This window comes from Catenovulum agarivorans YM01 (genome assembly GCF_000281085.1).
Lineage (GTDB): Bacteria > Pseudomonadota > Gammaproteobacteria > Enterobacterales > Alteromonadaceae > Catenovulum > Catenovulum agarivorans.
This window is the reverse complement of record NZ_JH767528.1, coordinates 230,600-257,393: the sequence shown is the minus strand read 5'-3', so window position 1 is coordinate 257,393 and position 26,794 is coordinate 230,600. Positions and strand designations below refer to the sequence as shown.

Here is a 26,794-nt window from a genome sequence, read left to right as displayed (position 1 = left end):
CCTTTATTTTTAAGCTTTTCGAGAAAGTTTTAAAAACAAGTTTTTGATTCAAGCTTGCAGGATTTGGAGGAGTTGAACTTCACCGCGTCGCTGCGTTGTGGTGGCGCATTATAGGGAGAAAAGAATGGGCGTCAACGCTTTTTCATAAGTTTTTTTAAATAAAGTTTCGTTCGCTCATAATTCATACTAACCAGTACAAATTAACGCTAGTTATTGACTTTTTTTTAACCTTTTTCCATTTTTTCAGTACAAAAGTGATGTTAAACAGGTTAATTTATAGCGTGCATATTTTTTATGCGCCTTATTTCTAATGATAATAATCTTTAATTTTGAAATTTTTTGAGGTCTTTATGTCAAATGTTGTAATTAAGCAGGCATTGGTTTTAGTTGTGCTTGCACTTGTTAGTTTTTTTGTCGTTCCCGCTCTATCTATTAATATTGAAGTAAATGTTGCGCTTGCTGTTGGTTTAATTGTTGGTGGTGCACTTGTTATTTTCTTATCGCCATCCGCTGCAGCTGATGTTCAAGTAAACAGCGAAGCATCAAAAACGCTTTATGTTGGCAATCTGCCGTATCGAGCAAATGAAGCGTCTGTACGTGAACTATTTTCTCAACATGGTGATGTGAGGTCAGTTCGTTTAATGCGTGATCGTAACACTGGTAAACGTAAAGGTTTTGGTTTCGTTGAGATTAATGAATCGGCAGCCGAAGCTGCTATCAATGCTTTAAATGACCAAGAGTTTCAACAACGCACATTAAAAGTACGTGAAGCAAAAGACAAAACACAACAGGAAGATAATAACGCTTAACTATTATCCTTCCTTTGTTGATAAATACAGGTTTATTCGCCTTTCTCTTTATCACTGCCATTAAGCAGTTGTTGATTAAAGTGGTTGAACCTGTTTACCGCTTCTAATAACTCATTGCCTGTTAGCTGGAATTGATTACTAAACACCTGGCTGACTAAATGAGCCACTTCTTGTTCGTCTTGTAATTGATTAGCCCCCTGAGCAACCATATCTTTAAGTTTTTCGACATAAGCCATGATTGGCTCTTTAACACTATTCGGTAGTTGAGCTTGACCATTTTCGCTATATGACTGGTACGCAACTGTCGACTGACTCACTCTTTTATTCAGATCTAATGCAAAATTACTAATTTCTGATTGGTCAAATCCTAGTTTTAAGGCTTGTTCGTACGCAGCTTCAACATCACCATTATAAAATTCATCGGCTACACTACTGACATTTTTGACCAAATCTGCGATCGCAGCTAATTCGTCTTCATCCAATTCACCTTCTACTGAGAAGTGCATACTTTCTTGCGAATATTGACTCGACAACCTAAACAGACTGGACTCACTGCCTTGCTCCGACTCAGCTTGCTTTGTTTGTAAAATATTGACTTGCTCATTCAAGCGCGCAAAATCAATTAAAACTTTGTCGCCGTCTTTGGTCGTTAATTCTAATTTAGTAGATTGCGATTCCGTAGTTTGAGATTGTAATCCGGCCTCAAAAATAGACTGAGGTTGGGTTAGACCATTTATACGTTTGTAGATATCATCCAAGCCATTGTTGATCAAACCATGAGCTTTTTTAATGCCATTGGCTAAATCATCATCTTGTTCTTCTGATACACCTAATATTTTTTTAGCGTCTGCAACCCCTTTTGCTACACCTTTGCGAGCCTGAGTTAGCATATCGTTGAGTTGTTCAGTTTCTGCACCTGATTCTTGCGCAGAAGTAATCACACCATCAACAAACTTTAAGACGTTTTTAGCGACAGCTTCAAAATCAAACAACTTTTCATTACGCGCTTTGATTTCCTCAAACGAAGTTTGGTTAATATCGACTTTTTCAGCCGATAACTTTTGCCAAACTTCAAGCTGCTGACTAAAGTTTTGCTGCAAAATAGATAAACCCAACTTGCTGGTTGATTGCTGACTTATATGCGCCTGATCTAAAACCGTTTTGCTGTTAGCCTGCTGCGCTTGTTTGGTTTGCTCGTTTGTCGCTGCATCATATACATCAGCTTTTGCAGTAGTCGATTTATCGCTACTAGCTGGTACAGTTTTATCTGTACGGGTTGTAATGTTTGATATCTCCATACCGCCACCACTTCAATTAAAGCTATTCTTATATGCTATATCGGCACATAATGAATATATTTTAGCCAAAATACCTGCTTTTTGAAAAATAGTTAGTTCAGTTACTGAAAATGATTTGTTTTCCAGTAAACTAATCCTTTTTGTCAGTGTGAATTTCAATATGCGAGTTAATCAAATCGATCCTAGCCAATACAATCAAATGCTCACTAACAAAGTAGAGAGCACATTAAAGTACTTCTCGGGATTAGAATTGCCAAATGCGTCTGTTATTGAGTCAATTCCACAAAACTATCGATTACGCGCTGAATTTAGGGTTTGGCATCAAGATGAAGATAGTTACTACATTATGTTCGATCCTGAAACCAAAGAAAAATATCGAGTTGACTACTATTTACCTGGAAGTGAGTTAGTCAATCAGCTAATGCAAGCTGTTCGTGATGCCTTTTTAGCCAATCCAATATTGCGTTTTAAATTATTCCAAGTTGACTTTTTAACCACGCTGAGTGGCGAAGCGCTTGTCAGCTTGATATACCATAAACCAATAGATGAAGAGTGGATAGGACACGCAAAAGCGTTAAAACAACAATTAAATTCTATAGCCAAAATTGAGTTAATTGGTCGTGCTCGTAAAACCAAGCTATTGATTGACCAAGATTATGTCGTCGAAAACTTTGAAGTAAACAACAAGCAGCTTAGTTATAAACAAATCGAAAATAGTTTTACTCAACCTAATGGCTACATTAATCAAAAAATGCTTGATTGGGCAGCCAACATCAGCCAAAACTTAACGGGTGATTTGCTCGAACTTTATTGTGGTAATGGCAATTTTAGCCTTGGACTCGCACACGCATTTGACCGAGTGTTAGCAACCGAAATTTCGCGCAGTTCAGTAAAAGCAGCACAATTCAACATAGAGTTAAATGGCATAGATAATGTGGTTATCGGCCAATCATCAGCCGAAGATTTTGCAGCTGCCTACTTTGAAGGTAAGTCAGTTAAATCGTTAAAAGAGATTAATTTAGCCGAATACCAATTTTCGACTATTTTAGTTGACCCACCAAGAGCTGGCTTAGATGAAGACACAGAGCAACTGGTTAGCAAATTTGACAACATTTTATATATTTCGTGTAACCCTGAGACATTAGCAAAAAACCTCAAACACATATGCAAAACGCATCAAGTTAAAGACATTAGCTTTTTTGACCAATTTCCATATACACACCATATTGAAACTGGCGTCTGGTTAGTTAAGCGTTAGTTTTTCTATTATCTAGTTCGACTCTAGCACCGTTCACAATCAACCTCAGCTGAGCAACCAATCGCTCAGCTACGGCTCTACGTTGGCTAAATGACATATCAATAACTTCCGCGCCGGCATGAAAGACCAATTTTACCATGGCGTCCGCTTGAGTGAGCGCAAACTCCAAGTGACAAGTTTGTGATTTGCTAATGTAATCAGCTAATTCAGCGATAAAGTGATCGACCTCTCGCGATATCGCCGCTCTAAATTCTTCCGATGTGCCACTGTTGGCTTGCAGTAAAATTCGAAAAGCACCTTCATTAGTTTCCAAAAATTCGATAAATGTCAGTACCGAAGTCGCAATGACCGAACCTTCCGAGGCTATGCGTTTGCGTGCTTGACGCATTAATTGGCGCAACAATACGCCAGCCTCATCAACCAAAGTTAAACCCAGCTCATCCAAATCTTTAAAATGCCGATAAAATGAGGTAGGCGCAATGCCAGCTTGACGTGCAACTTCACGCAGGCTTAACTGAGTATAGTTTTTTTGTGCAGAAAGTTGTTCAAATGCTGCTTGAATAATAGCCCTGCGGGTTTTTTCTTTTTGTACAGCCCTAACACCCATGCTAACCCCACATTTGATTTTTTGGAAAATTTACTCGGGCAAAAGTATAAATGATTCAACAATTAAACAGCAAAACTAAATATCATAGCGACAAACAACTTGATCCTTGCGGCGCATACACTAAAATTGAGCTAACACGTGTACGCTAATATACCCAAGCTACTTGAAGATACGAGATTTCAGCAAGAGATAAAAAGCATTTAGACAAGGCATTGATTGAAGATAACGGTTATCCCTTTTCAAAATCAATAACGCAGTATAAATGCTTTTTAGCCTTACCCTTCGGGAGCTTCACAGCGTTTCTATTACTGCGTTATGTTAATTTGAAAGGTGCCTACATTCCTTCATCAACATGCCTTGTACTAAAAACGCTGTGATAGCTCTGAAACATGCATCTTCAAGTAGCTTGGGTATATATTCTAGCTACCGACCGTAGTAATTGAACAAGGCTCAATAATGAATAAAGCACCAATAGTATGGGTAAACCTACTCATCTTCTTAATTACCGGATTGATCGCATTAGTCGGTATTCCACTTGATATCTATTTTAATGGTTTAGACAGCACACAAATTATCGCAACTGTTTTATGTTTGGGTTATTGTGGTATGTCGATTACCGCGGGTTACCACAGATTATGGTCGCATAAAACTTACCAAGCACACGCATTTGTTCGTTTTGTTTACGCAGTCGGTGGGGCGTTTGCACTGCAAAACAGCATCTTGCATTGGTGCTCTGATCACAGAAACCATCATAGATTCGTAGACAATAATGATAAAGATCCTTACTCAGCTAAACGTGGATTTTGGCATTCACACATTGGCTGGATGATCCGCGAATATCAAGGCCCAGAATACAAGAACTACAATAACACTAAAGATTTACAAAAAGATAAAATTGTAATGTGGCAACACAAATATTATCTGCCACTTGCTATCGTAACTAACTTCGGCATACCGGTTTTACTTGGTTGGTTAAATGGTAATATTTTAAGCATGCTGTTATGGGCAGGCGTGTTGCGTTTAGTATTAAGCCACCACTTTACCTTCTTTATTAACTCGCTTGCGCATATTTGGGGCTCACAACCATACAGTAACCAACATACAGCTAAAGACAACGCCTTATTGGCACTATTAACTTATGGTGAGGGCTATCATAATTTCCATCACACTTTTGAATATGATTATAGAAATGGTATTCGTTGGTGGCATTTTGATCCGACCAAGTGGTTTATCAAAGCTGCCAGTTATGTTGGTTTAACCAGTAAATTGCGTACCACACCGGAAGAGAGAATTGAAAAAGCGTTGGCGGAAAATCACTTCGAAACCCTCAAAGAGCGTTTATTGCATTTGCCACATAACCACCCGCTGGTAAAAAAACTTGAACACGAGTACGAGATATTGCAGCAAAAGATGAACGACTTTTATGCTGCGCGTAAACGTTTATTAGAAATAAAACGCAAAAAGATGGCGAAAGACTACAAAAAGACAGATCTATACGCCCAAGTTCAAGAGTTAAAAGCTAAATTTGAAGAACACAAAAACAAGTTTTTCGATTTATCTATTCCTCAATCAGCATAGTCCTATAGCGTTACACGAAAACCAGCGAAACATTTTGCTGGTTTTCACCTTCCCCACCCGCGTTTATCTCTGAGTATTACCGAGTAAAATAATCAAAACACTTTGTTTAATCTGTACTTATAAGCGGAAATGTCATAACTTTGAACTAAAATACAAGCATAAATCTTTAGGACAAAGTACACCATGGCTAAACAACAGACACAAAATACTTCTGAAATATCTTATGACTTTGACTTTGATGCAATAGTAATTGGCACGGGCCCGGGTGGCGAAGGTGCAGCTATGGGGTTAGCCAAATCAGGTCAATCAGTTGCTGTGATAGAGCGCCATTCTTCCGTTGGTGGTGGTTGCACACATTGGGGAACAATCCCATCAAAAGCGCTCCGTCAATCTGTTTCACAATTAATGCATTTTAATACCAATCCACTTTTCAGTCAGAGTGGTCGAGATAAACACTTTACTTTCCCACAAATACTCAAACATGCGGAAGGTGTTATCCGTCAGCAAATTCGTTTACGTGCAAGTTTTTACGATAGAAATCGAGTTTCTTTAATCACGGGTGAAGCGTCATTTGTCGACAAAAATACGGTTTGTATTACTCATCAAGACGGTTCGACCCAAGAGATAAAAGCAAAAACCATTGTAATCGCAACAGGTTCCCGTCCTTATCGTCCAGCGGATGTTGATTTTAACCACCCGCGTGTATACGACAGCGATACCATATTGTCGCTGAATCACGACCCACGCAGCATCATTATTTATGGTGCAGGGGTAATTGGCTCAGAATACGCCAGTATATTTAGAGGCTTAGGGGTAAAGGTAGATTTAATTAATACCCGTGATCGCCTTCTAGCCTTTTTAGACAACGAAGTTTCCGACGCTATTAGCTATCATCTGCGTAATAATGGCACTGTAATTCGCAATGGCGAAGAATACGACTCAATTAGCGCCACGGAAGATGGTGTTATTTTAAAAACTCAGTCAGGCAAACGCTTTAAAGCCGATTGTTTATTATTTGCCAATGGTCGCACAGGTAACACTGACACACTAAATTTACCTGCTGTAAACCTCAAAGCCGATGGACGTGGTCAAGTTAAGGTCAATGAGAATTATCAAACGGAAATAGACAATATTTACGCGGTTGGTGATGTTATCGGTTACCCAAGTTTAGCCAGTGCTGCTTATGACCAAGGGCGAATAGCGGCAAACTTTATTACTAAGTCAGGTATTCAATCTAAACTCATTGCGGATATTCCAACCGGTATTTATACCATTCCAGAAATTAGCTCAGTTGGTAAAACAGAACAAGAACTTACTGCCGCGAAAATTCCTTATGAAGTAGGCAAGGCTCAGTTTAAACATTTAGCCCGTGCACAAATCGCCAATGCCACCACAGGTGGATTAAAAATACTTTTCCACCCAGATACACGTGAAATTTTAGGCATACACTGTTTTGGGGTATCAGCATCTGAGATTATTCATATCGGCCAAGCAATTATGCAGCAGCAAGGTGGGGCTAATACAGTAGATTATTTCGTCAATACCACATTTAACTACCCAACTATGGCAGAAGCTTATCGAGTAGCAGCATTAAATGGCTTAAACCGACTTTTTTAAGGAAGGAAAGCAGTACACTGTACTGCTTTCCACACCCTGAAAATTTCGAAAAATAGTGCATAAGCTTGTTGTAGGCTAGACTAGAATAAGGAATGACAGATCAACAGCGCTAGATGGAATTATGACGAATCAAATATTACCGCCTGAATTCAGTTCAACTAATTTCGGGGTAAGAGAAGAACTAACTAGCTTTCTAATTAATTATATCGAAGGCCAAGGAGGGTTTTATGTGCTGTTTGATGAGCAAGGATCAGCCGTTTTAAGCAGTAGTAGGCTACCAAACGAATTAACGCCTAGCATCCGCGAAATTCTGAATTTTAACGCCGTGCATAAAATCTTCGGTGAGGAACTTAGCCAACATAAAGCGACTATAATCAACGGCTACCAAGTAACCTTAAATGAAGTGTATCACCAAGAAGCCATGTTCTTGATCTTGCTTGGTATTCCGGAAAACAACGTACTTAGTGAGTTGTATAATGCTTTTCCCATAGGGGTAATGAAAGCAGATCATTTACTGCATTTGAAGTTTTGTAATACCCACTGTTATGAATTGTTTGGTTTAAGCAGCGACGAGTTGTACGGTCGAAACTGGATAAATGCGCTAGATAGCGACTCAAGGGAGAAAATCTTTTCTTTCTTCTCAAGTACTTACAACACGCCTACAGGATTACGCGTTATAGCAGAAGTTGTCTCTCCACTTGGAAAAAAACGGGTATTATCTATCGCGATGCATGAGCAAATTGACCTAGTTGGTAACTTGTTGGGATACCATGTCATGCTGCAAGACATCACCAAAGAGTATGGCGAAAGTAATTACCTTAAACATCTAGCAACACACGATTCATTAACCCAACTGCTCAATCGCTCTTCGCTGATTACTGAGTTAGAAACGATTTGTAGCACCCCTGCAGAACAATCTAACTGCGCCCTACTGTTTATTGATTTAGACAAGTTTAAATATATCAATGATACACTTGGCCATCATATAGGTGATGAATTGCTTATTGTGGTGGCGAAACGACTATTACACACCACACGCGATAGTGACTTAGTCGCTCGAATTGGCGGAGACGAGTTTATCGTTGTGTTAAAAAATGTAGCCAATGAACAGATTGCGTTGGAGCGAACCCAAACAATCGCCAGCAATTTAAAAAAACCAGCCAAAATTCAACAGCAGCAGCTCAATATTTACTTGAGTATTGGCCTGACCATGGGACGTGAAATTATTGATAGCTTTATCACTGACGATCCACATGCCATGGTTGAATACTGGCTAAACGCCTCTGATTCAGCCATGTACAAAGCAAAAGCGCACAAAGGACATGAAATAGTCACCTACAGCCGGGAGCTTTCTGGTGAATTAGAAAGCATACTCAACATTAGGTCTGCAATTGAGCAATTATATCAACAAAATAGCTCTCAAACTTATTTCCAACCAATTTGGAGTGCAACTCAACAAATTGTCGCGGTGGAAGCATTAAGTCGCTTCGATTCGCCAATCTTAAGTAATGTTGCAGATACATTTGCTCACATTAAAGAACATAAATATTCGCAAGAAATACTGCTGCGAATAATAGATAATAATATCTGTAGCTTTATCAAAGTGTTATCTAAACTGCAGGGCCAACTATCGCTCAATATCAATGTAGAGCTCCAACTATTAAATGATGGTAACTTTAGCCAACGCTTTTTGGCGATACTGACTAAATATAAATTGTCACCATCATTGATCACAATCGAGCTGACCGAACGTGAAACCTACTCACATATTGAACATATTGTTTTTGACAATTTAAATACCTTAAAACTGCAAGGTGTTAAAATTGCTTTAGACGATTTTGGTACAGGCTATAGTTCGATTGAAAGATTACTCAAACTCGGGTTTAATCAATTAAAAATAGATAGAGTCTTTTTATCTAACAGCTTAACTTTACAACAAAAAAAATCAGCTTTATTAGCTTCAGTGCAATTAGGTAACGCCCTCAATTTACAACTATTGGTAGAAGGGATAGAAACCACTGAAGATGCCCAAATTTGTAACGAATGCGGCATACAGCTATATCAAGGCTATCTATACGCCAAACCTATGCCAATAGAACAAACCATAAAATTTATAGGAAAACATAATGAAAGCGCAAAATAAACGTAAACCTAGTCACATTGTTGGAGTGGGTGCATCCGCAGGAGGACTAGAAGCTTTACAAGCGCTTTTTGCAAAAATGCCGAACGATATGGATGTTGCGTACGTCATAGTCCAACATTTATCCTCCGACTTTAAGAGTATGATGGCCGAATTGCTTGCTAAACATACAGGTATGCCTACTCATCAAGCCGAAGAAGGTGAAGAAGTACAAGCAAATTCTGTCTATTTAATGCCACCGGGCAAACTAATGCGTGTGGTAGAAGGCAAAATTTATTTATCTGAATTACCACCAGACAATAGAATAAGTTTACCTATTAATGAATTTTTCCGCTCTTTAGCTGAAGATCAGCAAAACCACGCTATTGGTATTTTATTATCAGGCACAGGCTCAGATGGCAGTCGTGGCGCACAAGCCCTAAAAGAAGTTGGTGCACTGGTGATTGCACAAAATCCTGATGAAGCAAAATTTGATGGCATGCCATTGAATGCGATTAACACAGGTGCGGTCGATTTTATTTTAAACACCCAAGATATGCCTGAACAGATTAAAAACTTTATTAATCATCCGCTCGTGGTCAACCGGGATAAGGCTTTTAAATATCATTTGTCTGAAAATGAAGAAATACTCAATAACATTTTAAATCTCGTCCATGAAAAAACGGATTTAGATTTTAAGGCATATAAAGAGTCAACAGTTGCTCGACGTATTGAGCATAGAATGAGCATCAATAATATAAAGTCTTTGCCTGAATATTACGATTATTTGACCACGCATAAAAAAGAAATTGAACTGATAAAACAAGATTTATTAATTGGTGTTACCCAGTTTTTTCGTGATCAAGAAGTCTGGGAATACTTATACGAAAAAATCATTAAACCTATGGTTCTCAATAGAGCCCCAGACGACCCTATTCGTGTTTGGTGTGCGGGCTGCTCTACAGGCGAAGAAGCTTATACCATAGCTATGTTATTTCGGGCTGCCGCTAAAGAATTACACGTAGAGCGTTCAATTAAAGTGTTTGCTTCAGACATTGACCAAACCGCAGTAGGTTATGCAGCCAACGGCATCTATCCACCGTCAATTGCTTCAGAAATACCGGCTAACCTATTTTCCAACAACTTTATTCAAACTGCCGATGGTAATTATCAAGTCAGTAAAGAACTCAGAGGTTTAGTGGTATTTGCAACACACAATTTAATTCAAGATCCACCTTTTTCTAATATGGACTTAGTCAGTTGCCGTAATGCACTGATTTATTTACAAAACCCAGCGCAACAGAAAGCCATGGCATTTTTCCATTTTGCGTTAAAATTTGGTGGTTATTTACTGTTAGGCAGTGCAGAAACCACCGGCAATTTCAGCAATTATTTTGATTCATTTGAAGCAAAATTTAGAGTCTATAAAAAGAATAAAGATATTCGTATTCCAATCCGTGCGATGAGCAGTAATGGATTAAAAAGCAAAACTTATCACCCTAAATCACTACCACAATACTTGTCGAGAAGCGTTAAACATATTGAACCATCAAAATCTTTTAAAATCGGTTTTGATGCTATGCTAGATCAGTTTGCCCCACCCACACTCATTTTTAATAAAAAATTAGCTTTAGTATATAGTTATGGTGATACTTCAGCTTTTACCAAAAAAATTCAACCTGGACATGTCACTAACGATATTTCAGGTATTCTCCGTCCAGATATAGTCAGCCAATGTATTTCTGCCTCCCATCAAGTGTTGCGCGATCATACAAGTGTATTATTTGAAAATGCGTTTAAAGAACCTATGGAAATGGATAGTGATACGCTGCAGTCATGGTCAATAAAATGCTTTACCTTTAGCGACAAAGACAACGAAGATAATCAATACTTAGCCTTATCGTTTTTAGCAGATGACGTGTTTGTTGCTCGAGCCGCCCAAAGTGAATACAACCTAGACCAACAGGTTAAAAATCGCATTGCCGAGCTGGACCATTCATTGATTGAATGTCAGAAACTCTATCGAGAAACGCTAGAAGATCTCGACACCACGCGTGAAGAACTGCAATCCAGTAATGAAGAACTGATGGCAGCGAATGAAGAATTACAATCAACCAATGAAGAGCTACAGTCGGTCAATGAAGAGCTTTATACGGTTAACAGTGAATATCAGCAAAAAATTGTTGAACTAACCAACATTAACAATGACTTAGAAAACTTACTTAAAGCAACTAAACTCGCAGTACTCTTCTTGGATAAAGATTTGAAAATTCGCCGTTATACAGATGCTGTACGTGATTACTTAAACGTAATTGAGTTTGACGTTGATAGAAAAATATTTGATTTAACTTTCAAATATAGTTTTCCCAATTTAAACCAAGTGATTTCTGAGGTTAATTCGCGTGGTAAACCTCAAACTAAAACCTTCACTATAGGCCCAGAACGACGTGTTGAAGTTTCTGTCACACCTTATCAGTTGGAAAGTTACAACAATGGAGTCATGGTGTCGATTCGCGAACAGATAGGCAAAGTAGAAAACTAACCAGCATACAAACCACATATTTTAGATAATTAAAAAGGGCTGAAATAGCCCTTTTTAAATAATCGTAAGCTTGTTTTAATTGCTCAGTGTTAAGGTTTATTAAACAAACGACTTAACAAATTCAGCAATTTCAGGCTCTTGGCAGTTAGCAAAGAAACATTCTTGGAAACGTGGACCACCAACAGCTTGTTTGATCAATTCTGGATCAAGCAATTTTAAGCCAGCTAAAAAGTCTTTCGACATAGCGGCTTTAACATCATTCAAAATACCTGCATTTTCAACTTGTGAAGCTTTGCGCTCTGGTGGATAACCTTGACCTTTCACACCTGTAAATGCTTTTTCGAAGATATAGCGAATATTTAACTCTGCGCCCCAACCAAAACCTTTAGCGAATGGTAAAGACAAAGCGTTGCCATTGTTAATTTGTGCAAATAAATACGCATCAGATGGGTCGATACAATAACCACAAGTAACACCTGGATGTGCATTTAACGACATCAAAGCGCCTTGGCCCGTACCACAGCCAGCCACGATAAAATCAACCGATTTAGAGTTAATCAATAAACCAGCGATAATCCCTAAATGTATGTAAGTTAATCTGTGGTCGTTGTCGCCGTCCATACCTACGTTAAAAACTTCATGGCCCAAATCTGTTGCAACTGAGTTTAGTTGCCCTAATACAACAGGGTTTTTTGCCGCTTGGCTAAACTCGTTCATCAATGCAATTTTCATAATAAGTTCCTCAAGTTTGGTGATATAAGTTTATTTCACCATAGTTAAAATCTGTTCAACATTGTTTGGATTTGTTGCTTCCATCGTAGTTTAGCCATTAATTAATTTAAGAATTTAAAGAAAAAAAGGTAAAGCAAATGCTTTACCTACCCAAAAGCATACTTTGATGCTGAGGCTAAGGTTAAAAACTACAATTTATCGCGCATCGAAGAAATAATACAACTTTACAGCTTCATTTATCAAAAAAAACATCCATGTAATAAGCCAGCTACGACATGCTATCTAGGCTTTCCTACACACACAAAACTGCTATCGAGCCAACCAGCCACCATCTACGGCTAGAACATGGCCGTTTACATAGTCACTTGCTTGGCTAGCTAAGAAAACTGCAGCACCAACCAATTGTTGAGGCTGACCCCATTCACCAGATGGAATACGCTTTTTAATTTCACTGTTCCGCTCTGGATTATCACGTAACGCTTGGGTGTTATCTGTCGCGAAATAACCAGGCGCAATTGCATTTACTTGAATATTATTAATCGCCCATTCGTTAGCTAATGCTTTAGTTAAACCGGCAATTGCATGTTTACTCGCAGTATAAGCAGGTACTGTGATACCACCTGTATACGACAGCATAGACGCAATATTAATAATTTTACCTTCGCCGCGACTTAACATATTACGGCCAACAATTTGGCTTAATAAAAAGGCTGAGTTTAAATTTACATCAATTACTTTTTGGAATTCAGCCAACGGAAATTCTGCTGCAGGGTAACGAGCTATGGTGCCACCATTGTTCACTAATACGTCAACTTGGCCATAAACAGCTAATGCATTGTTTGCCATAGCTTCAACTGCTGCACTGTCAGATAAATCAGCAAACACTTCAACCGCTGAGCCACCTTTGTTTTGAATAATTTCAATTGTTTGTGCACAACCACCTTGGCGAGAAGAAGCACAAATTACTTTAGCCCCCGCTTCTGCGAAACCCACAGCTAAAGCCTGACCGATACCACGGCTAGCACCCGTTACAAGTACAACTTTATCCGCGACTGAAAATAATGTTTGTTGCTGCATAATCCACCACCAGATATCAGGTTATATTACAAGTTAAACTAAAAATAAAAGCCCGAAGGCTCATATTTTGCTACATAAGCTAAAAATATTTTAACTAAGCAGCGCCAATTAATTGTTGATGACGCAAAATACTGTTTTCTAAATGCGCTTTACTCGCAGCTTTTGCGTAATCTTTGTCTTTTAACAAGATGGCTCTTAATATTTGCTCATGCTCTTTTTGAATCACAGCCAAATAATCTGCCGATTGTTGCTGACTTCGCTGGGTAATAATTTCCCGTGCTGGGATAACACCAGCACCAATATAATCAATAAATCGAACAAAATAACGATTACCTGACGCTTCTGCAATTGCCTTGTGAAAATTAAAATCTTCCACTATGCCATCCCGCCCCTGGGCAATAGCTTCGTCTATCTTGTCGTAACAAGTTTGAATACGGCTTAATTGCTCTTCAGTGCGCCTAACCGCAGCCATACTGCACATTTCTACTTCTACCGCCATACGCAATTCTAGAATGAGTATAGCTTCATGAACAGATTCAAACTCTTCAGCTTCAATCGCAAAACCTGAACTGGCAGACTTTTCTGCGACAAATACACCAACACCTTGTTTACTAAGTAAAATGCCTTCTGCTTTTAGTTGTGCAACAGCTTCACGTACCACACTGCGGCTTACCCCTGCCTGCTCTTCTATATACTTAGACGAGGGTAACTTACTGCCAATAGCATATTTACCATGTTTTATTTGCTGACGGAGCATATCTGCAAGCTCAGTGGTTAAATTACTTGAGCGTCGAATTTTCTCAAAAACCAAGCTATCCAATTTATCTCTCACACTATATTTTTCTATATGATAACTAGGTATTTTACAACAGAGTGCATTCGGCACAAATATATCGTATAGAACCCATTTTATTAAATCTGTAAGACCCGAATTTACAGACTCAAGGCTATATGTTGTCATACAAGAGATGCTAAATCAAGACCTGTCTACACAAAACACAATTTATGTCGCGATATGTAGGCAGCAGTTACGGCTGAACTACAATTACTTCGACACCAGCTTGCTGGTATTTCTCTATAATTGTAGGTTCTGCATCGCTGTCTGTTATCAATACATCAACATCAGACAAAGGACAGAAAATAAAACTACTACGCTTCTCTAATTTAGAACTATCTGCCAGAACAATTAGTTTTTCAGCTTGCCTGCGCAGCTTTTGTTCAGAGCGAATCAATAATGCGTCTGATTCGGTCAAACCAAACTCACTAATACCGGGCGTCCCCATAAACATCTTTCTAGCGCTATAGTGCTGTGTCGTATCATTTTCATAGGCACTTAAAATAATACCTTGCTTTCGATACACTTCACCACCAGGCATAGAGATTTGATTCATACTGCGCTCAGCAAGTTCTTGAGCTAGGACGAAAGAATTGGTTAAAATATTCAAATTTCGTCTTTGTAAAAACTCACCCATCATAAATGTGGAACTACCACCATTAATAATAATTGATTCGCCTTCTTCACATAATTCAACAGCTTTTTTGGCAATTGCTCTCTTGACGTCAGCTTTAGTCTCTTTTGATACCCAAAACGCATCTCCGGCAATATGTTTCATCGTTGAGCCTTTATTGCCAATATCCATGGCTTGCGCTCCACCGTGCACTCTAACTAATTTGTTTTGTTTATCTAATTTAACGAGGTCACGACGAATTGTTGCTTCAGAACTGTTTAACATTTGTGTTAATTCTGCTACGGTAGCAAACCGCTTTTCGTCTAAAATATCTAACAATAGTTGCTGTCTTTGAATTTCTAACATAATTTTTCCGGGTCTAGTAGATATAACATGTGGTGTAATCATTTAAATCCCTTTATTAAATTTATTGGTAAATGTTCACGACCAAATCTCGCAGGAGAATCGGCAAATAATCCGCCTCGCCAAAACCAACACTTTCTTTTATTTTTAGAAACAATTCATTCACACTGAATCAACTTCGCTTGTATTCTCTCACAAAGATTTTGCACTCGCAAACTTTATGCCTTAACAGGTTTGACAAGTGATCGCATTGATAAATAGCAGTAAACTTTAGTATCCAAGAATTTAACTGCATGGGCTAGTGCTTCAGTTAATCACATCTTCGGTCTCATTAACCAGCCGCACAAACATTTCAATCATCACTAGACTAGCAGTGACCACAACACCTATTAGTATTATAAATATACTTTTTTCTTTTAATATGCAAAACTTTAGTAAGTTAAACGTTTACCTAAATGGATAATTTACATGCCGAGTCAATCAAAAAAAAACCAGCTTAAAACATCTAAAACTTTTGCACGTAACAGCTTAGTTAGCGCAATTGCACTTATTTGCACAGCCTGTGGTACAACAGATCCAACTGTGAGTTCAACCTCGAACCAATCCGCACAAACCACAGCTGTTGAGTGGGAAAACCCACAAATATTCGCGCAAAATAAATTACCCGCACGCGCAACTTTTTTTGCTTTTGAATCAGCAGAGTTAGCCGACAAAAACCAACGCCATGCATCCAACAACTTTTTATCATTAAATGGCGATTGGTATTTTAACTTTGTCAAAAAACCAGCTGACCGCCCTGCCGACTTTTGGCAAAACAATTTTGATCACAGTCAATGGGCACAAATACAAGTACCAAGCAATTGGGAGCTACAAGGCTTTGGTACGCCACACTACGTAAATATAGATTATGTATTTCCGGCTAATCAGCCATTTATTCCACACGATTACAATCCAGTTGGCTCCTATATAAAAACCTTTGAATTGCCGCAAAACTGGCAACAACAAAAAGTGGTTTTACACTTTGGCGCGGTTAACTCAGCTATGTATGTTTGGGTAAATGGCAAAAAAGTTGGTTATAGCCAAGGCTCAAAATTACCGGCTGAATTTGATATCAGCCAATATGTAACCAGCGGCGAAAACAAAATAGCAGTTGAGGTTTACCGTTGGTCTGACGGCAGTTATTTAGAAGACCAAGATGCCTGGAGTTTAAGTGGTATCGACCGCGAAGTATTTGTATACGCAACACCAGAAAATCATATAGCTGACTATACAGTAACGGCAGATTTAGACTCGAGCTATAAAAACGGTGTATTTAACCTAGCATTAGATTTTGCTGGTAAAGCCGCGGTTAGCCAAATTGAAGTGTCAGTGTTTGACGGCAATAAAGAAGTTTTCAGCAAAAAATACTCAGGGCCAATTAGCGCACAACAAACATTAGATATTGCCGGAACAATTAACAATATCCAGCCATGGTCTGCTGAAACACCTAAACTATATCAACTAAAAATTGCCGCCAACCTCAATGGCCAGCAGCAACACATTCAACAAGCGATTGGTTTTCGCAACCTAAAAATGCAGCACGGCCAGTTTTTAGTCAACGGTAAAGCTGTGACAATTCGTGGTGTAAACCGCCATGAGCATGATCCAGTAACTGGTAAAACCTTAAGTTTAGCGGGCATGATTAAAGACATTGAGATAATGAAAAACCTTAATGTAAATGCAGTGCGTACTTCACATTACCCGAACGACCCACGCTGGTACGAGTTATGCGATAAATACGGCTTATATGTATTAGACGAAGCCAATATTGAATCACACGAGTATATGCAAATTGGTAACGGCAAAGGCATCAACAACAGCCAAGTGCAACAACAACATTTTTTAGGTTATCAGCCTGAATGGCTTGCCGCGCATGTTGATCGTGTACAACGCATGGTAGAGCGCGATAAAAACCATCCGTCTATTATTATGTGGTCATTAGGCAATGAAGCCGGTTTTGGTACTGCGTTTGAACAAGCAACCCAATGGATTAAACAAAATAATCCAAGCCGCCCTGTCACCTATGGTGGTTGGGGCACAGTAGATGGCCACTCACCTATTGAATACGTCGACATTTATACGCCAATGTACGACTTTTTATATGAAATGGAAGACTGGGCGCGCAGCAATCCACAACAACCTATGATCCAAGCGGAATACGCCCATGCTATGGGTAACAGCATGGGTAATTTGCAAGAATATTGGAACTTGATTTACCAGTATCCACAGCTGCAAGGCGGCTTTATTTGGGACTGGGTTGACCAAACCTTGTTTAAAACCAATGGGCAAGGTCAACAAATTATGGCCTACGGTGGAGATTTTGGTGACAGCCCACGTCCAGATTCTGACAACTTTTTAGCCAATGGGGTTATTCAGTCAGATCGCACATTAAATCCACACGCGCATGAACTGAAAAAAGTTTATCAACCTTTGTATTTTGCTGCGGTTGACCTTAAACAAAATTTATTTGTAATCGACAATAAACACAACTTTATTGGCGCAGACAACTTTAGCTACGACTGGCAACTATTCAAAAATGGTGAATTAGTTGAACAAGCTGAAATTAAAGGCATAAAAGCGGCAGCGGGTGATAAACAAGTATTTAAGTTACCAGCGGCCAAACATGCATTTGTTGACGATGCTGAATACCACTTAACCATTCGCGCCAAAGCCAAAGCAAATAAAATTGCTTTTATAAACAAAGACCAAGTGGTTGCTTGGGAGCAATTTGCTTTAACGCCGAGCCAGTTTAATTTCGGCCAAGCAAAACCTGTAGCAGTGCAACTTAAACAAACCGAGCAACAAGTTAATTTAAGCAGCGCACACTTCACACTCGCTTTTGATAAAACATCCGGGCGTATTAGTAATTATACAATTGACGACCAACAAGTTATTCAACAAGGGTTGCGTGCAAATACTTGGCGCGTTACCACAGATAACGACCACGGCGCGCGTTTACACAACAAATTAGCCGTATGGAAACAAGCTAGCGAACAGCAAGTGCTAGAAAGCATATATGTACAACAACTGAATGCGAATTTAGTTCAAGTGAAAACCCTGCATAAAATGGGTGATAACAGCGCGTTATTCTTTACCGAATATTTAGTTGATGGCAGTGGCCGCATTGAAGTGACTGCAGAATTCGCCCCACAAAAATGGGCTATGCCTATGCTGCCAAAAGTGGGCATGCAAATGCAGCTAGCCGGTGACTTTAAACAATTTAGTTGGTTTGGCCGTGGCCCACACGAAAACTATGTCGACCGCAATACAAGCGCTGCGGTTGGGTTATACCAAGCGCACGTTGACGAGCAATACCACGACTATTCGCGCCCACAAGAAACCGGCAATAAAACCGATGTACGCTGGTTTACTTTGCTCAATAAACAAGGTTTAGGCATTCGAATTGCCGGTAAACAATATTTAAGTATTAGCGCTTTACCTATGTTAGACAGCGACTTAGATCACGAACGCCGCGAAATTCATCTGCACGGCCAAGAAGTACCAATTCGCGACTTAGTAAATGTGAATATAGACCTAAAACAAATGGGTGTTGGTGGTGATAACTCATGGGGCGCCCTGCCACATGTGCAATATCAAATACCGAGCGCGCATTACAAATACAGCTTTGTGATTGAACCTGTGTTTGGAAACTGAGTTAAATTTAGCTAAAAACTAGCCTTTGTTATCAAGATATAGCTTGATGGCAAAGGCAAACCCAACCCACCTTAAAATTAGCAATCCACAAGTCTAAGTTGCTTTCTACAGCAGTCAGCTAGATACTAGCGCTCTACCAATTTATCGGTAACTCAAATGACTGATTCGAGCTGCGCTGCCTTTGAAGATGATTCAACTCTGTTAAGTGATAAACAGCAACAAAACAATATTTGGCGTTTAGCTATTGCTCAAGCACTTGCAGGTGCTAACGCCATTGTAATATTTGCCACCGGCTCAATCATTGGTAGTCAACTAGCTCCTTCTTTGTTACTCGCTACCCTACCAATCTCTATTTTTGTTGTCGGCATGGCAGCCTGTGTATTGCCATTTGGGGAAATCGCGCGATTATTTGGTCGACGTACTGCTTTTTTAATTGGCGCAGGGGCTGGGGTTTTAACGGGTCTATTCGCTATGTTTGCCGTTATCTACAGTTGGTTTTGGCTGTTTTGTATATCGAGTTTTTTCGGTGGAGCTTACGCTGCTGTGGTACTGTCATTTCGTTTTGCCGCAACCGATGGTGTATCAGCTAAACGCCAACCGCAGGCTTTGTCTCTAGTTATGGCTGGTGGTGTTTTGGCTGGGGTAATAGGACCACAACTGATTACCTATACTATGCATTTGTCATCAGGCCCTATGTTTACTGCAACCTTTATATTACAAGCTGGCGTTGCTGCGTTGTCAGCAATTATTCTTGCTGGGGTGAAACTGCCTAAAATAGCTATTGAGAAAATCAATAAAGGCCGACCAATCGCTGAGCTAATTCGCCAACCACGTTTTATCAGCGCAGTAATTTGTGGCGCAGCTTCCTATACCATTATGAATTTTTTAATGACAGCCGCACCATTGGCTATGCACATGTGTGGTCATTCACAAAGCGCTGCTAACTTAGGTATTCAATGGCATGTAATTGCTATGTATGCTCCAAGCTTTTTTACTGGCAAGCTAATTAGCCGTTTTGGCGCAACCACTATAGCGGCTATGGGTATTTTATTAACTGGCTTATCTGCATTAATCGGCCTAGCGGGTACTGAAGTCTATCTATTTTGGTGGATGTTAATTCTGTTAGGTGTTGGCTGGAACTTTGGTTTTTTAGGCGCTTCAGCATTAGTATTGCAGTGCCATAAACCTGAAGAAAAAACCCGTGTGCAATCATTGAATGATTTTATTATTTTTTCATTAATGGCCATAGGCTCGTTTGCCTCAGGCGGCATTTTGTCAGCTTATGGTTGGGAGTTAGTCTTGTGGATATCCTTTGTTCCTTTGCTAGTTGCGATACTGACGTTATTTGCCACCAAATTAGAAATTAGGCAATGAAATAGTGCAAGGTATTAACAACTTTGAAGCCTTTATCCTGGCCAGTATAATGCTTAACATTCTCCCAGGTCCTGATTCATTTTATATTTTAGGTCGGAGCATAGCACAAGGTAAGGCAGTCGGAATTGCGTCTTCACTCGGTATTTCTGCAGGGGCATTCATACACACAATTTTAGCTATGGTCGGTCTATCCGCAGTATTAACAGCATCTACAACCATTTTTTTAATCGTTAAACTACTCGGTGCAAGCTATCTAATCTGCTTGGGTGTAAAAATGCTTATGCAAAAAGACATAACACAGCTAACCAACAAACTCAATAACAACCCTAGCCATCTCACTTACATCAACCAATTGACCGGGGGTCTATTGGTTTGCTTAGGCCTCAAAATTCTATCCAAAGAGACTTGACCTAGATATTCACTTTTTAAAAAAGCGCATCCCCAAAAGCGCGCATTACAACACACTTAAATTTATTGGATAACGTCTGGGATAAGCTCAATCCACAATTTTTTGCTAAACAAAACATTGTATTAACAATTTAACTGCATTAACATAAAATCAAATTTAATCAAAATAAAACTGAACTAATCAAATTTTATTTAATCAACACTCTACATAATATGATTTTTAAACCTTCAGGGATGATGAATGGTCTTACACGTATTTGCTGCCTCTGACTTAACAAACCAAGGAAGTTTATGAAAACACCTGCTTTTACAAAGCTCGCATCAATCAGTGCTATAACTCTGTGTTTAGCTGCTTGCCAACAAAATGAAACCATTTCCCAAGTGTCACAAGCTAATTTTCAGCCCAAGGCAAGTTTACCCGCTGAATATGTGACTGACGGCGTACTAGTTAAAAACATTCAAGATAAACGCCATTACCGTTATGTAACTTTGGAAAATGGTTTGCAAGTTATGCTGGTTTCCGACCCAAATGTAAAAACAGCGGCAGCTTCATTGTCGGTTGGGGTTGGTAGCAACCAAAATCCTGAAAACTTCTTAGGATTGGCCCACTATTTAGAGCATATGGTGATCCAAAGCTCAAAAAAATATCCTGAAGAAAATGAGTTTGGCAAATATGTTGCGACTAACGCGGGTGGACACAATGCTTTTACTGCCGACCGAAATACCACTTACTTATTTCAAATAAATGCAGAAGCATTAGAAGGTGCATTAGACCGTTTGGCCTCGGCGATTGCCGAACCAATATTTGAAGAAAATTTTAGTGAGCGTGAGCGCAATGCGGTGCAAGCAGAATGGGATCGTAATTTAAACAATCCAGGCTTTGATGTCTTTATTGCTGGCAAACAATTGATGAATCCACAACACCCTTTTACTAAGTTTAACGTTGGTAATTTAGCCACACTAAAAGATCAGCCAAATAAAAGTTTAAACCAAGCTTTGTGGGATTTTTATAACCAATATTATTCAGCAAATATCATGACGCTGGCGATTGTTAGTAATCAATCACTCGATTGGTTAGAAGACAAAGCAAATAGTTATTTTTCGCCAATTAAAAATCGCAATATTGAGCGCCCACAAACCTCTGAGCTTGCTTACACCCAAACAGGCAAAGCTGTGAATATTCAAATTCCACAAGATACCGACTTTTTACAGGTGTTGTTCCCAATCAATGATCAAAATTATCCACGTTACACACACGCGGGTAAATTTATTATGCGTCAACTAAATAGGCATGACGACACAGCTTTGTTAGGCTCATTACGCAAAGCAGGGTTAACCCATGACGCTGGCTGTAGCTATGCTGAGCAAGCTTTTGAAACTCAAGGTCGATTACAGTGTCATTTTAATTTAACTGACAAAGGCGCAGCAGATAAAAACCAGGTCGTTTCGGCCTTATTTAGTTATATCGACATAATCAAACAGCAAGCGCTAACCGCTGATTATATTGCTGAATACGAGCATATCTTAGCTAAACAACGTCAGCGTTTTAGTGATACAGCCCCACAACATTTTGCGACCAAGCTGTCGCAAACCATGTTAGAGCATGAAGCCAAATATGTATTAATGCCTAACCAGTTTTACCTTGGGTTTGATAAAAAACAAGCAGAACAAATTTTGGCACAAGTGACGCCTGAAAATATGCTTATCAATAATATTGGTAAAAATGTTACTGCCGACCAACAAATACCTTATGCCAAACATAAATATTCGATAGAAACTTTGCCTGAGTTTAAAGCTGTTACTGAATTAGCAGTTAATTTACAGTTACCAGCAGCGCAATTGCCGCAACAAAGTGAACAGTTGGTGCAACAAACTCAGCAAAAAAATTATCAAAAACCAACAGCCGTACATAGTGAAAAAGGTTTAGAAGTATATTTGGCCACTAGCCAATATTTTGCCGATGAAGATAAAGCAATTACCACAGCGTCTATTGAATCACCGCTCACCCGCGCATCAGCGAAAAACTTGCTGATGAATGCCATGCTGACTGAGTTATTACAAAAACAAACTCGAACTACAGCAGAAAATGCCAAATTAATGGATAGCTTACACATAGCTGTATCGGGCAATCCAAATGGCTATAGTCAAATATTATTAGACGGGCCATTGGCAGTGCAACAAACATATTTAACCCAGCTATTCACTGAGTTTAACCAATTGCAGATCAGCCAAACAACATTTGATGATATTAAAGCGCGTTACCTCAAAGGTTACAAAGATATGGAGAAACGCCCTCCTGCTCAACAAACCTTTGCTAAATGGCGTCTGACTTATCAACTATATGCCGACCTATTCACACCAACTGAAACTATAACAGCGCTAGAAAGTTTAACTTTGGCTGATATGCAAAAGTTCCATAAACAAATGTTGCAAGGCCAGCTGAATGTATTGTCGTTAAGCAATATGCCAAAAAGCCAATTAGTTAAATTAGCCCAAGCAGCACGTCAAACAATGGGTGAACCGAATGGAGAAAAACCAAATAATAACAACAATTTCAAACCGACACTTGGTAAACAAGTGAGTGTTACTGAATCAGTTTCCGCCAACGACGTTGTATTGTTACTCGGCTTTATCGCACCAGACAAAAGTGAACAAACCCTGGCGAATTTAACGGTTTTAAACCAATATATGCATCCAGCATTTTTTAATAGTTTGCGTACCCAGCAGCAACTTGGTTATGGTGTAAACAGCCAAGCGCTAAAAATTCACGACTACCCAACTCAAATGTTTTTTGTGCAAAGCAACAACACAGACCTAGCTAGTTTGTACAATAAAATAATTGATTTTACTCAAGCGTTTGAGCCTGAATTAGCCAAGCTGCCTGAACAAACCATCAGCCAAACCATAAGCGCTATTATTCAACAAATTGAACAAAAACCAACAGACATTCGCAAAGAATATCAAGCATTTGTGGGTGATTGGTATCAGCACCATTGGCAATTTGATAGCAGAGATAATCTTGTAGCCGCGTTAAAACAAGTGACTAGACAAAGTTTAATGGCGACGTATCAATCGTTAATTTTACAAGGCCAACATGAACAGTTTGCCGTGCAATACCGAGGTGAAAACTTTAAGGACACTCAGTTTGCTGAGTTAAAAACCTTAACAACTGAACAAGCAGAAAGTATGCAAACCGCAGCACGCTAGTTCGTTCTGCAAGTTACAACAAGGGTAAGTTAGTGGCTTATCCTTGTTGTATTATCAACCAAAGCCTCAAATTCACTTGTGTATTTTTGCAACTTTTCTGGGTTGCATTTTAGGGCAAACAAAAGGTTTACGCTTACCAATAACCGTTAAGGTTCCTTTGTGCCACATGTTTCCTAGTGCGGCCATTAGCATGAAAACCTTAGTCCCCCAACCACTATATTCGCATATTAGATAAATCTACCTTAACCTAAAATGTAAATTGAGAGCCTGAATACTATGCTCATTAGCAGACGAGAATTTATAAAAGCAACCCTAGTGTCTTTAGCAACAATCCAAATCGGTTGTAATTTCCCGCCAGAATTAAATTTAGATAAAGACAAAACAACTGTCGTGTATTGGATAGCTGCAATACTTCAACCGAGTGATAAATCAACTATTTTGACTTTCCTCAAAAGCATCCAAGATCATATTTGGGAAAACATTAGCCAAGATGACATAACACATAGTTTAAACTACCTATGTAAACAACAATATTTACTGAAATTATCTATTGGTCTGACTGATTATTTCTCAATAAACCCAGCAAAACACATCAAGCTCTCCATAAACGAACGCCTAAATAAAGACAGAATTAGATTTTTCTTGCTCAATTGTGGAAAGGCAGATAAATTTCAGACTGTTAGGAGAAACTGTAAAATTAAAGTAGATGGCGTTCCGCCATCGTTTGAAGAAAGGTTACCAATTCAACTGCGCGTTGAAATAAGAGGCAGGCGAAGCCAGCCAATTATCTCATCTTGGGTCTCATTACTTGAGAGTACGTTGTTTACAGTTTCTCCTTCCACCACACAACTATCCCCGACCCATAAATCATTGTCTTATCCTAACTACAACTTTATTGACCACATAGATGCCGACTTATCACCACACATGACTGTTAGGCATATTCTCGCCGCCGACTTAGGAATTTCAGTTCAACTAATTTCTCGAATATTGGCAAATAAAACTCAGTACTACAGATCTTTTGAGATCATCCGGAAAAATGGAAATAAAAGATTGATTGAGGCTCCAAGGACATATTTAAAGGTGTTGATGCGATATATCAATCATCACTTACTAACAGGTTTAGCTATCCATGATTCTGTTCACTCATACAGGCAAGGAAAATCATTTTTGACAAACGCCCAAATACACGTAGCAAAGCAGTATGTATTTAATTTAGATATTGAAAATTATTTTGGCTGTATCAATAAACGCCAAGTTCGAGAACTCTTTAGCATAAATGATTTTACCGCGTCTGCCGCGACTCTGTTGTCAGAATTATGCACCTTTAACGACAGGCTACCCCAAGGCGCTCCGACCAGCCCAATTATCTCAAACGCAATTTTATTCAAGATTGACCAATCAATGCATAGATACTGTGAAAAAAATAATCTGTGTTACACACGCTATTCGGATGACATCACGCTCAGTGGTAACTCCAGACAATCTATTGTAAAAGCAAAATCCAGATTAATAGCCATGATTCACGGAGCTGGTTTCAAAATAAACGACAAAAAGACTCGGCTAATGCCTTACCACAAACAGCAATTAGTTACAGGCGTAGTAGTTAATAAAGAAGCGACTCCAGCACGAAACGAGCTTAGAAGAATTAGAGCCAAATTTCATCAAGCGGCCTGCTCAAGCCAATTACCTTATGCAACAAGAAGCCAATTATTGGGGTACATCAGCTACCTTTCTCATTTTGAAAAATACCGTAACAGTGAGCTGTTACACAAATACTCAAGGATCATCGAAAATGTCTCTTTTGTGGCTTAAACAATCGTGTACAACGTTAGTAAAACATCACCAAGCAATTCATAGCCTAGGTATAGTCGGAATCGGGTTAATTACCGCTGTCTTTCTATATATTGAAAGTAACAACACTAGTCTAAACGCAAAATCTGCGTTGCTTGTAGCCCAATCACAAAAACATTTAGTTGAATTATCCATACTCAAAAGAGAAGACGAATTTTCTGTAAGTGTTATAGACAGAATCACAAAATCGGTAGAGTTACTTTCATCAGAGCATCCCACGGCAAGATTAGCTGGGATATACAACCTAGAAAGGCTAACAGCAGATATCCCCAGCGAATCTATTCCTATCATTCGCATCATTTCTTCTTTCTTAACAGCGCCTTCTAGTAACACGACTAATAATGAAACTAGGCGAGCTTTCTACGCATTGTTAAGAATAGCCGAAAAAACAGGCTTGAATAACTTTTTAGCAGATGAGAACAATATTGATTTAACCAATCTGCAGCTCGAGAACCTAGCGATAAAAAATTACTCGTTTAGAGGGTTTATATTCTCAGAAGCTGTATTTAAAAACGTAACTTTTCACAACGTCAATTTTGCAGATGCAAATTTAACAGGAGCACATTTTATTGATAGCGAAGCTCATGGTCGTATAGAGTTTCGCAGTGCGAATTTAACTCACAGCCAATTTGAAAATTGTGATTTTTCACAAGCGTCCTTTGCTTCTGCTAATTTAGCTGAAGCAAAATTGAGAAATAGTACTTTCCACAATGTAGACTTTTCACATGCAAATCTAAACAAAACGATTATCAGTCATGTTGAATTCGATGGTTCTGTAGGCCTAGCAGAGAACATATTCTTGAAATAAAT

General features: G+C 39.0%; 18 protein-coding genes. 12 read left to right on the top strand and 6 right to left on the bottom strand.

Annotated features, from left to right (window positions below; translation table 11 throughout):
- Positions 1-350: 350 nt before the first annotated feature.
- Positions 351-809 carry an RNA recognition motif domain-containing protein gene (locus tag WSC_RS0112315; RefSeq protein WP_016956242.1) on the top strand — a complete coding sequence of 153 codons (459 nt, stop codon included), beginning with the start codon at positions 351-353 and terminating at the stop codon, positions 807-809.
- 32 nt (positions 810-841) lie between these two features.
- Here the strand turns inward: WSC_RS0112315 and WSC_RS0112310 are convergent, their stop codons facing one another.
- Positions 842-2,107 (bottom strand): DUF5610 domain-containing protein, encoded by a 1,266-nt coding sequence (locus tag WSC_RS0112310; RefSeq protein WP_016956241.1) that lies wholly within the window; start codon positions 2,105-2,107, stop codon positions 842-844.
- A 160-nt stretch (positions 2,108-2,267) separates the two neighbouring features.
- Between WSC_RS0112310 and trmA the strand changes: the two genes are divergently transcribed.
- Positions 2,268-3,365: a tRNA (uridine(54)-C5)-methyltransferase TrmA gene (gene trmA, locus WSC_RS0112305; RefSeq protein WP_016956240.1), complete on the top strand. Its 1,098-nt coding sequence runs from the start codon at positions 2,268-2,270 to the stop codon at positions 3,363-3,365.
- Here the strand turns inward: trmA and fabR are convergent.
- Positions 3,355-3,972 (bottom strand): HTH-type transcriptional repressor FabR, encoded by a 618-nt coding sequence (gene fabR / locus WSC_RS0112300; RefSeq protein ID WP_016956239.1) that lies wholly within the window; start codon positions 3,970-3,972, stop codon positions 3,355-3,357. The genes trmA and fabR overlap by 11 nt on opposite strands.
- A gap of 456 nt (positions 3,973-4,428) precedes the next feature.
- Between fabR and WSC_RS0112290 the strand changes: the two genes are divergently transcribed.
- From WSC_RS0112290 to WSC_RS0112275, 4 genes are all read left to right on the top strand, one after another.
- Positions 4,429-5,550: a fatty acid desaturase gene (locus WSC_RS0112290; RefSeq protein ID WP_016956237.1), complete on the top strand. Its 1,122-nt coding sequence runs from the start codon at positions 4,429-4,431 to the stop codon at positions 5,548-5,550.
- A gap of 183 nt (positions 5,551-5,733) precedes the next feature.
- Entirely contained in the window at positions 5,734-7,167 is a 1,434-nt protein-coding gene (sthA, locus tag WSC_RS0112285) for a Si-specific NAD(P)(+) transhydrogenase (protein WP_016956236.1), read from the top strand.
- 121 nt (positions 7,168-7,288) lie between these two features.
- On the top strand, positions 7,289-9,310 hold the full coding sequence (locus WSC_RS0112280; protein ID WP_016956235.1) for an EAL domain-containing protein: 2,022 nt from the start codon (positions 7,289-7,291) through the stop codon (positions 9,308-9,310).
- Positions 9,294-11,828 (top strand): chemotaxis protein CheB, encoded by a 2,535-nt coding sequence (locus WSC_RS0112275; protein ID WP_016956234.1) that lies wholly within the window; start codon positions 9,294-9,296, stop codon positions 11,826-11,828. The genes WSC_RS0112280 and WSC_RS0112275 overlap by 17 nt, the downstream gene beginning before the upstream one ends.
- 99 nt (positions 11,829-11,927) lie before the next feature.
- Here WSC_RS0112275 and WSC_RS0112270 read toward each other — a convergent pair whose 3' ends face one another.
- From WSC_RS0112270 to WSC_RS0112255, 4 genes are all read right to left on the bottom strand, one after another.
- Positions 11,928-12,560 carry an RpiB/LacA/LacB family sugar-phosphate isomerase gene (locus WSC_RS0112270; protein ID WP_016956233.1) on the bottom strand — a complete coding sequence of 211 codons (633 nt, stop codon included), beginning with the start codon at positions 12,558-12,560 and terminating at the stop codon, positions 11,928-11,930.
- A gap of 309 nt (positions 12,561-12,869) precedes the next feature.
- Complete coding sequence (locus WSC_RS0112265; protein ID WP_016956232.1) at positions 12,870-13,637, bottom strand: glucose 1-dehydrogenase; 768 nt, start codon at positions 13,635-13,637, stop codon at positions 12,870-12,872.
- A 94-nt stretch (positions 13,638-13,731) separates the two neighbouring features.
- Positions 13,732-14,598: a FadR/GntR family transcriptional regulator gene (locus tag WSC_RS22685; protein WP_016956231.1), complete on the bottom strand. Its 867-nt coding sequence runs from the start codon at positions 14,596-14,598 to the stop codon at positions 13,732-13,734.
- A 67-nt stretch (positions 14,599-14,665) separates the two neighbouring features.
- Positions 14,666-15,451, bottom strand: a complete 786-nt coding sequence (locus WSC_RS0112255) for a DeoR/GlpR family DNA-binding transcription regulator (protein ID WP_016956230.1) — start codon at positions 15,449-15,451, stop codon at positions 14,666-14,668.
- 465 nt (positions 15,452-15,916) lie between these two features.
- On the opposite strand from WSC_RS0112255, the gene lacZ reads away from it, so the two are divergent.
- The 6 genes from lacZ to WSC_RS0112220 all read left to right on the top strand — a co-directional run bounded on the left by lacZ (position 15,917) and on the right by WSC_RS0112220 (position 26,792).
- Positions 15,917-19,141 carry a beta-galactosidase, LacZ type gene (lacZ, locus tag WSC_RS22680; protein WP_016956229.1) on the top strand — a complete coding sequence of 1,075 codons (3,225 nt, stop codon included), beginning with the start codon at positions 15,917-15,919 and terminating at the stop codon, positions 19,139-19,141.
- A 156-nt stretch (positions 19,142-19,297) separates the two neighbouring features.
- Positions 19,298-20,515 (top strand): MFS transporter, encoded by a 1,218-nt coding sequence (locus WSC_RS0112245; RefSeq protein ID WP_016956228.1) that lies wholly within the window; start codon positions 19,298-19,300, stop codon positions 20,513-20,515.
- 4 nt (positions 20,516-20,519) lie between these two features.
- On the top strand, positions 20,520-20,924 hold the full coding sequence (locus WSC_RS22675) for a LysE family translocator (RefSeq protein WP_016956227.1): 405 nt from the start codon (positions 20,520-20,522) through the stop codon (positions 20,922-20,924).
- A 290-nt stretch (positions 20,925-21,214) separates the two neighbouring features.
- Positions 21,215-24,130 (top strand): insulinase family protein, encoded by a 2,916-nt coding sequence (locus tag WSC_RS0112235; RefSeq protein WP_016956226.1) that lies wholly within the window; start codon positions 21,215-21,217, stop codon positions 24,128-24,130.
- A gap of 315 nt (positions 24,131-24,445) precedes the next feature.
- The gene (locus tag WSC_RS24190; RefSeq protein ID WP_157447274.1) at positions 24,446-25,945 is read left to right on the top strand and encodes a retron St85 family RNA-directed DNA polymerase; all 1,500 of its coding nucleotides are present in this window, start codon (positions 24,446-24,448) and stop codon (positions 25,943-25,945) included.
- Complete coding sequence (locus WSC_RS0112220; protein WP_016956223.1) at positions 25,926-26,792, top strand: pentapeptide repeat-containing protein; 867 nt, start codon at positions 25,926-25,928, stop codon at positions 26,790-26,792. Before WSC_RS24190 ends, WSC_RS0112220 begins: the two co-directional genes overlap by 20 nt.
- The last annotated feature ends 2 nt before the right edge of the window (positions 26,793-26,794 follow it).

What these genes read in the sequence shown, in the direction of transcription:
- WSC_RS0112315 (WP_016956242.1), top strand. Translation starts at nt 351, where the DNA reads ATGTCAAATGTTGTAATTAAGCAGGCATTGGTTTTAGTTGTGCTTGCA.
- WSC_RS0112310 (WP_016956241.1), bottom strand. Translation starts at nt 2,107, where the DNA reads ATGGAGATATCAAACATTACAACCCGTACAGATAAAACTGTACCAGCT.
- trmA (WP_016956240.1), top strand. Translation starts at nt 2,268, where the DNA reads ATGCGAGTTAATCAAATCGATCCTAGCCAATACAATCAAATGCTCACT.
- fabR (WP_016956239.1), bottom strand. Translation starts at nt 3,972, where the DNA reads ATGGGTGTTAGGGCTGTACAAAAAGAAAAAACCCGCAGGGCTATTATT.
- WSC_RS0112290 (WP_016956237.1), top strand. Translation starts at nt 4,429, where the DNA reads ATGAATAAAGCACCAATAGTATGGGTAAACCTACTCATCTTCTTAATT.
- sthA (WP_016956236.1), top strand. Translation starts at nt 5,734, where the DNA reads ATGGCTAAACAACAGACACAAAATACTTCTGAAATATCTTATGACTTT.
- WSC_RS0112280 (WP_016956235.1), top strand. Translation starts at nt 7,289, where the DNA reads ATGACGAATCAAATATTACCGCCTGAATTCAGTTCAACTAATTTCGGG.
- WSC_RS0112275 (WP_016956234.1), top strand. Translation starts at nt 9,294, where the DNA reads ATGAAAGCGCAAAATAAACGTAAACCTAGTCACATTGTTGGAGTGGGT.
- WSC_RS0112270 (WP_016956233.1), bottom strand. Translation starts at nt 12,560, where the DNA reads ATGAAAATTGCATTGATGAACGAGTTTAGCCAAGCGGCAAAAAACCCT.
- WSC_RS0112265 (WP_016956232.1), bottom strand. Translation starts at nt 13,637, where the DNA reads ATGCAGCAACAAACATTATTTTCAGTCGCGGATAAAGTTGTACTTGTA.
- WSC_RS22685 (WP_016956231.1), bottom strand. Translation starts at nt 14,598, where the DNA reads ATGACAACATATAGCCTTGAGTCTGTAAATTCGGGTCTTACAGATTTA.
- WSC_RS0112255 (WP_016956230.1), bottom strand. Translation starts at nt 15,451, where the DNA reads ATGTTAGAAATTCAAAGACAGCAACTATTGTTAGATATTTTAGACGAA.
- lacZ (WP_016956229.1), top strand. Translation starts at nt 15,917, where the DNA reads ATGCCGAGTCAATCAAAAAAAAACCAGCTTAAAACATCTAAAACTTTT.
- WSC_RS0112245 (WP_016956228.1), top strand. Translation starts at nt 19,298, where the DNA reads ATGACTGATTCGAGCTGCGCTGCCTTTGAAGATGATTCAACTCTGTTA.
- WSC_RS0112235 (WP_016956226.1), top strand. Translation starts at nt 21,215, where the DNA reads ATGAAAACACCTGCTTTTACAAAGCTCGCATCAATCAGTGCTATAACT.
- WSC_RS0112220 (WP_016956223.1), top strand. Translation starts at nt 25,926, where the DNA reads ATGTCTCTTTTGTGGCTTAAACAATCGTGTACAACGTTAGTAAAACAT.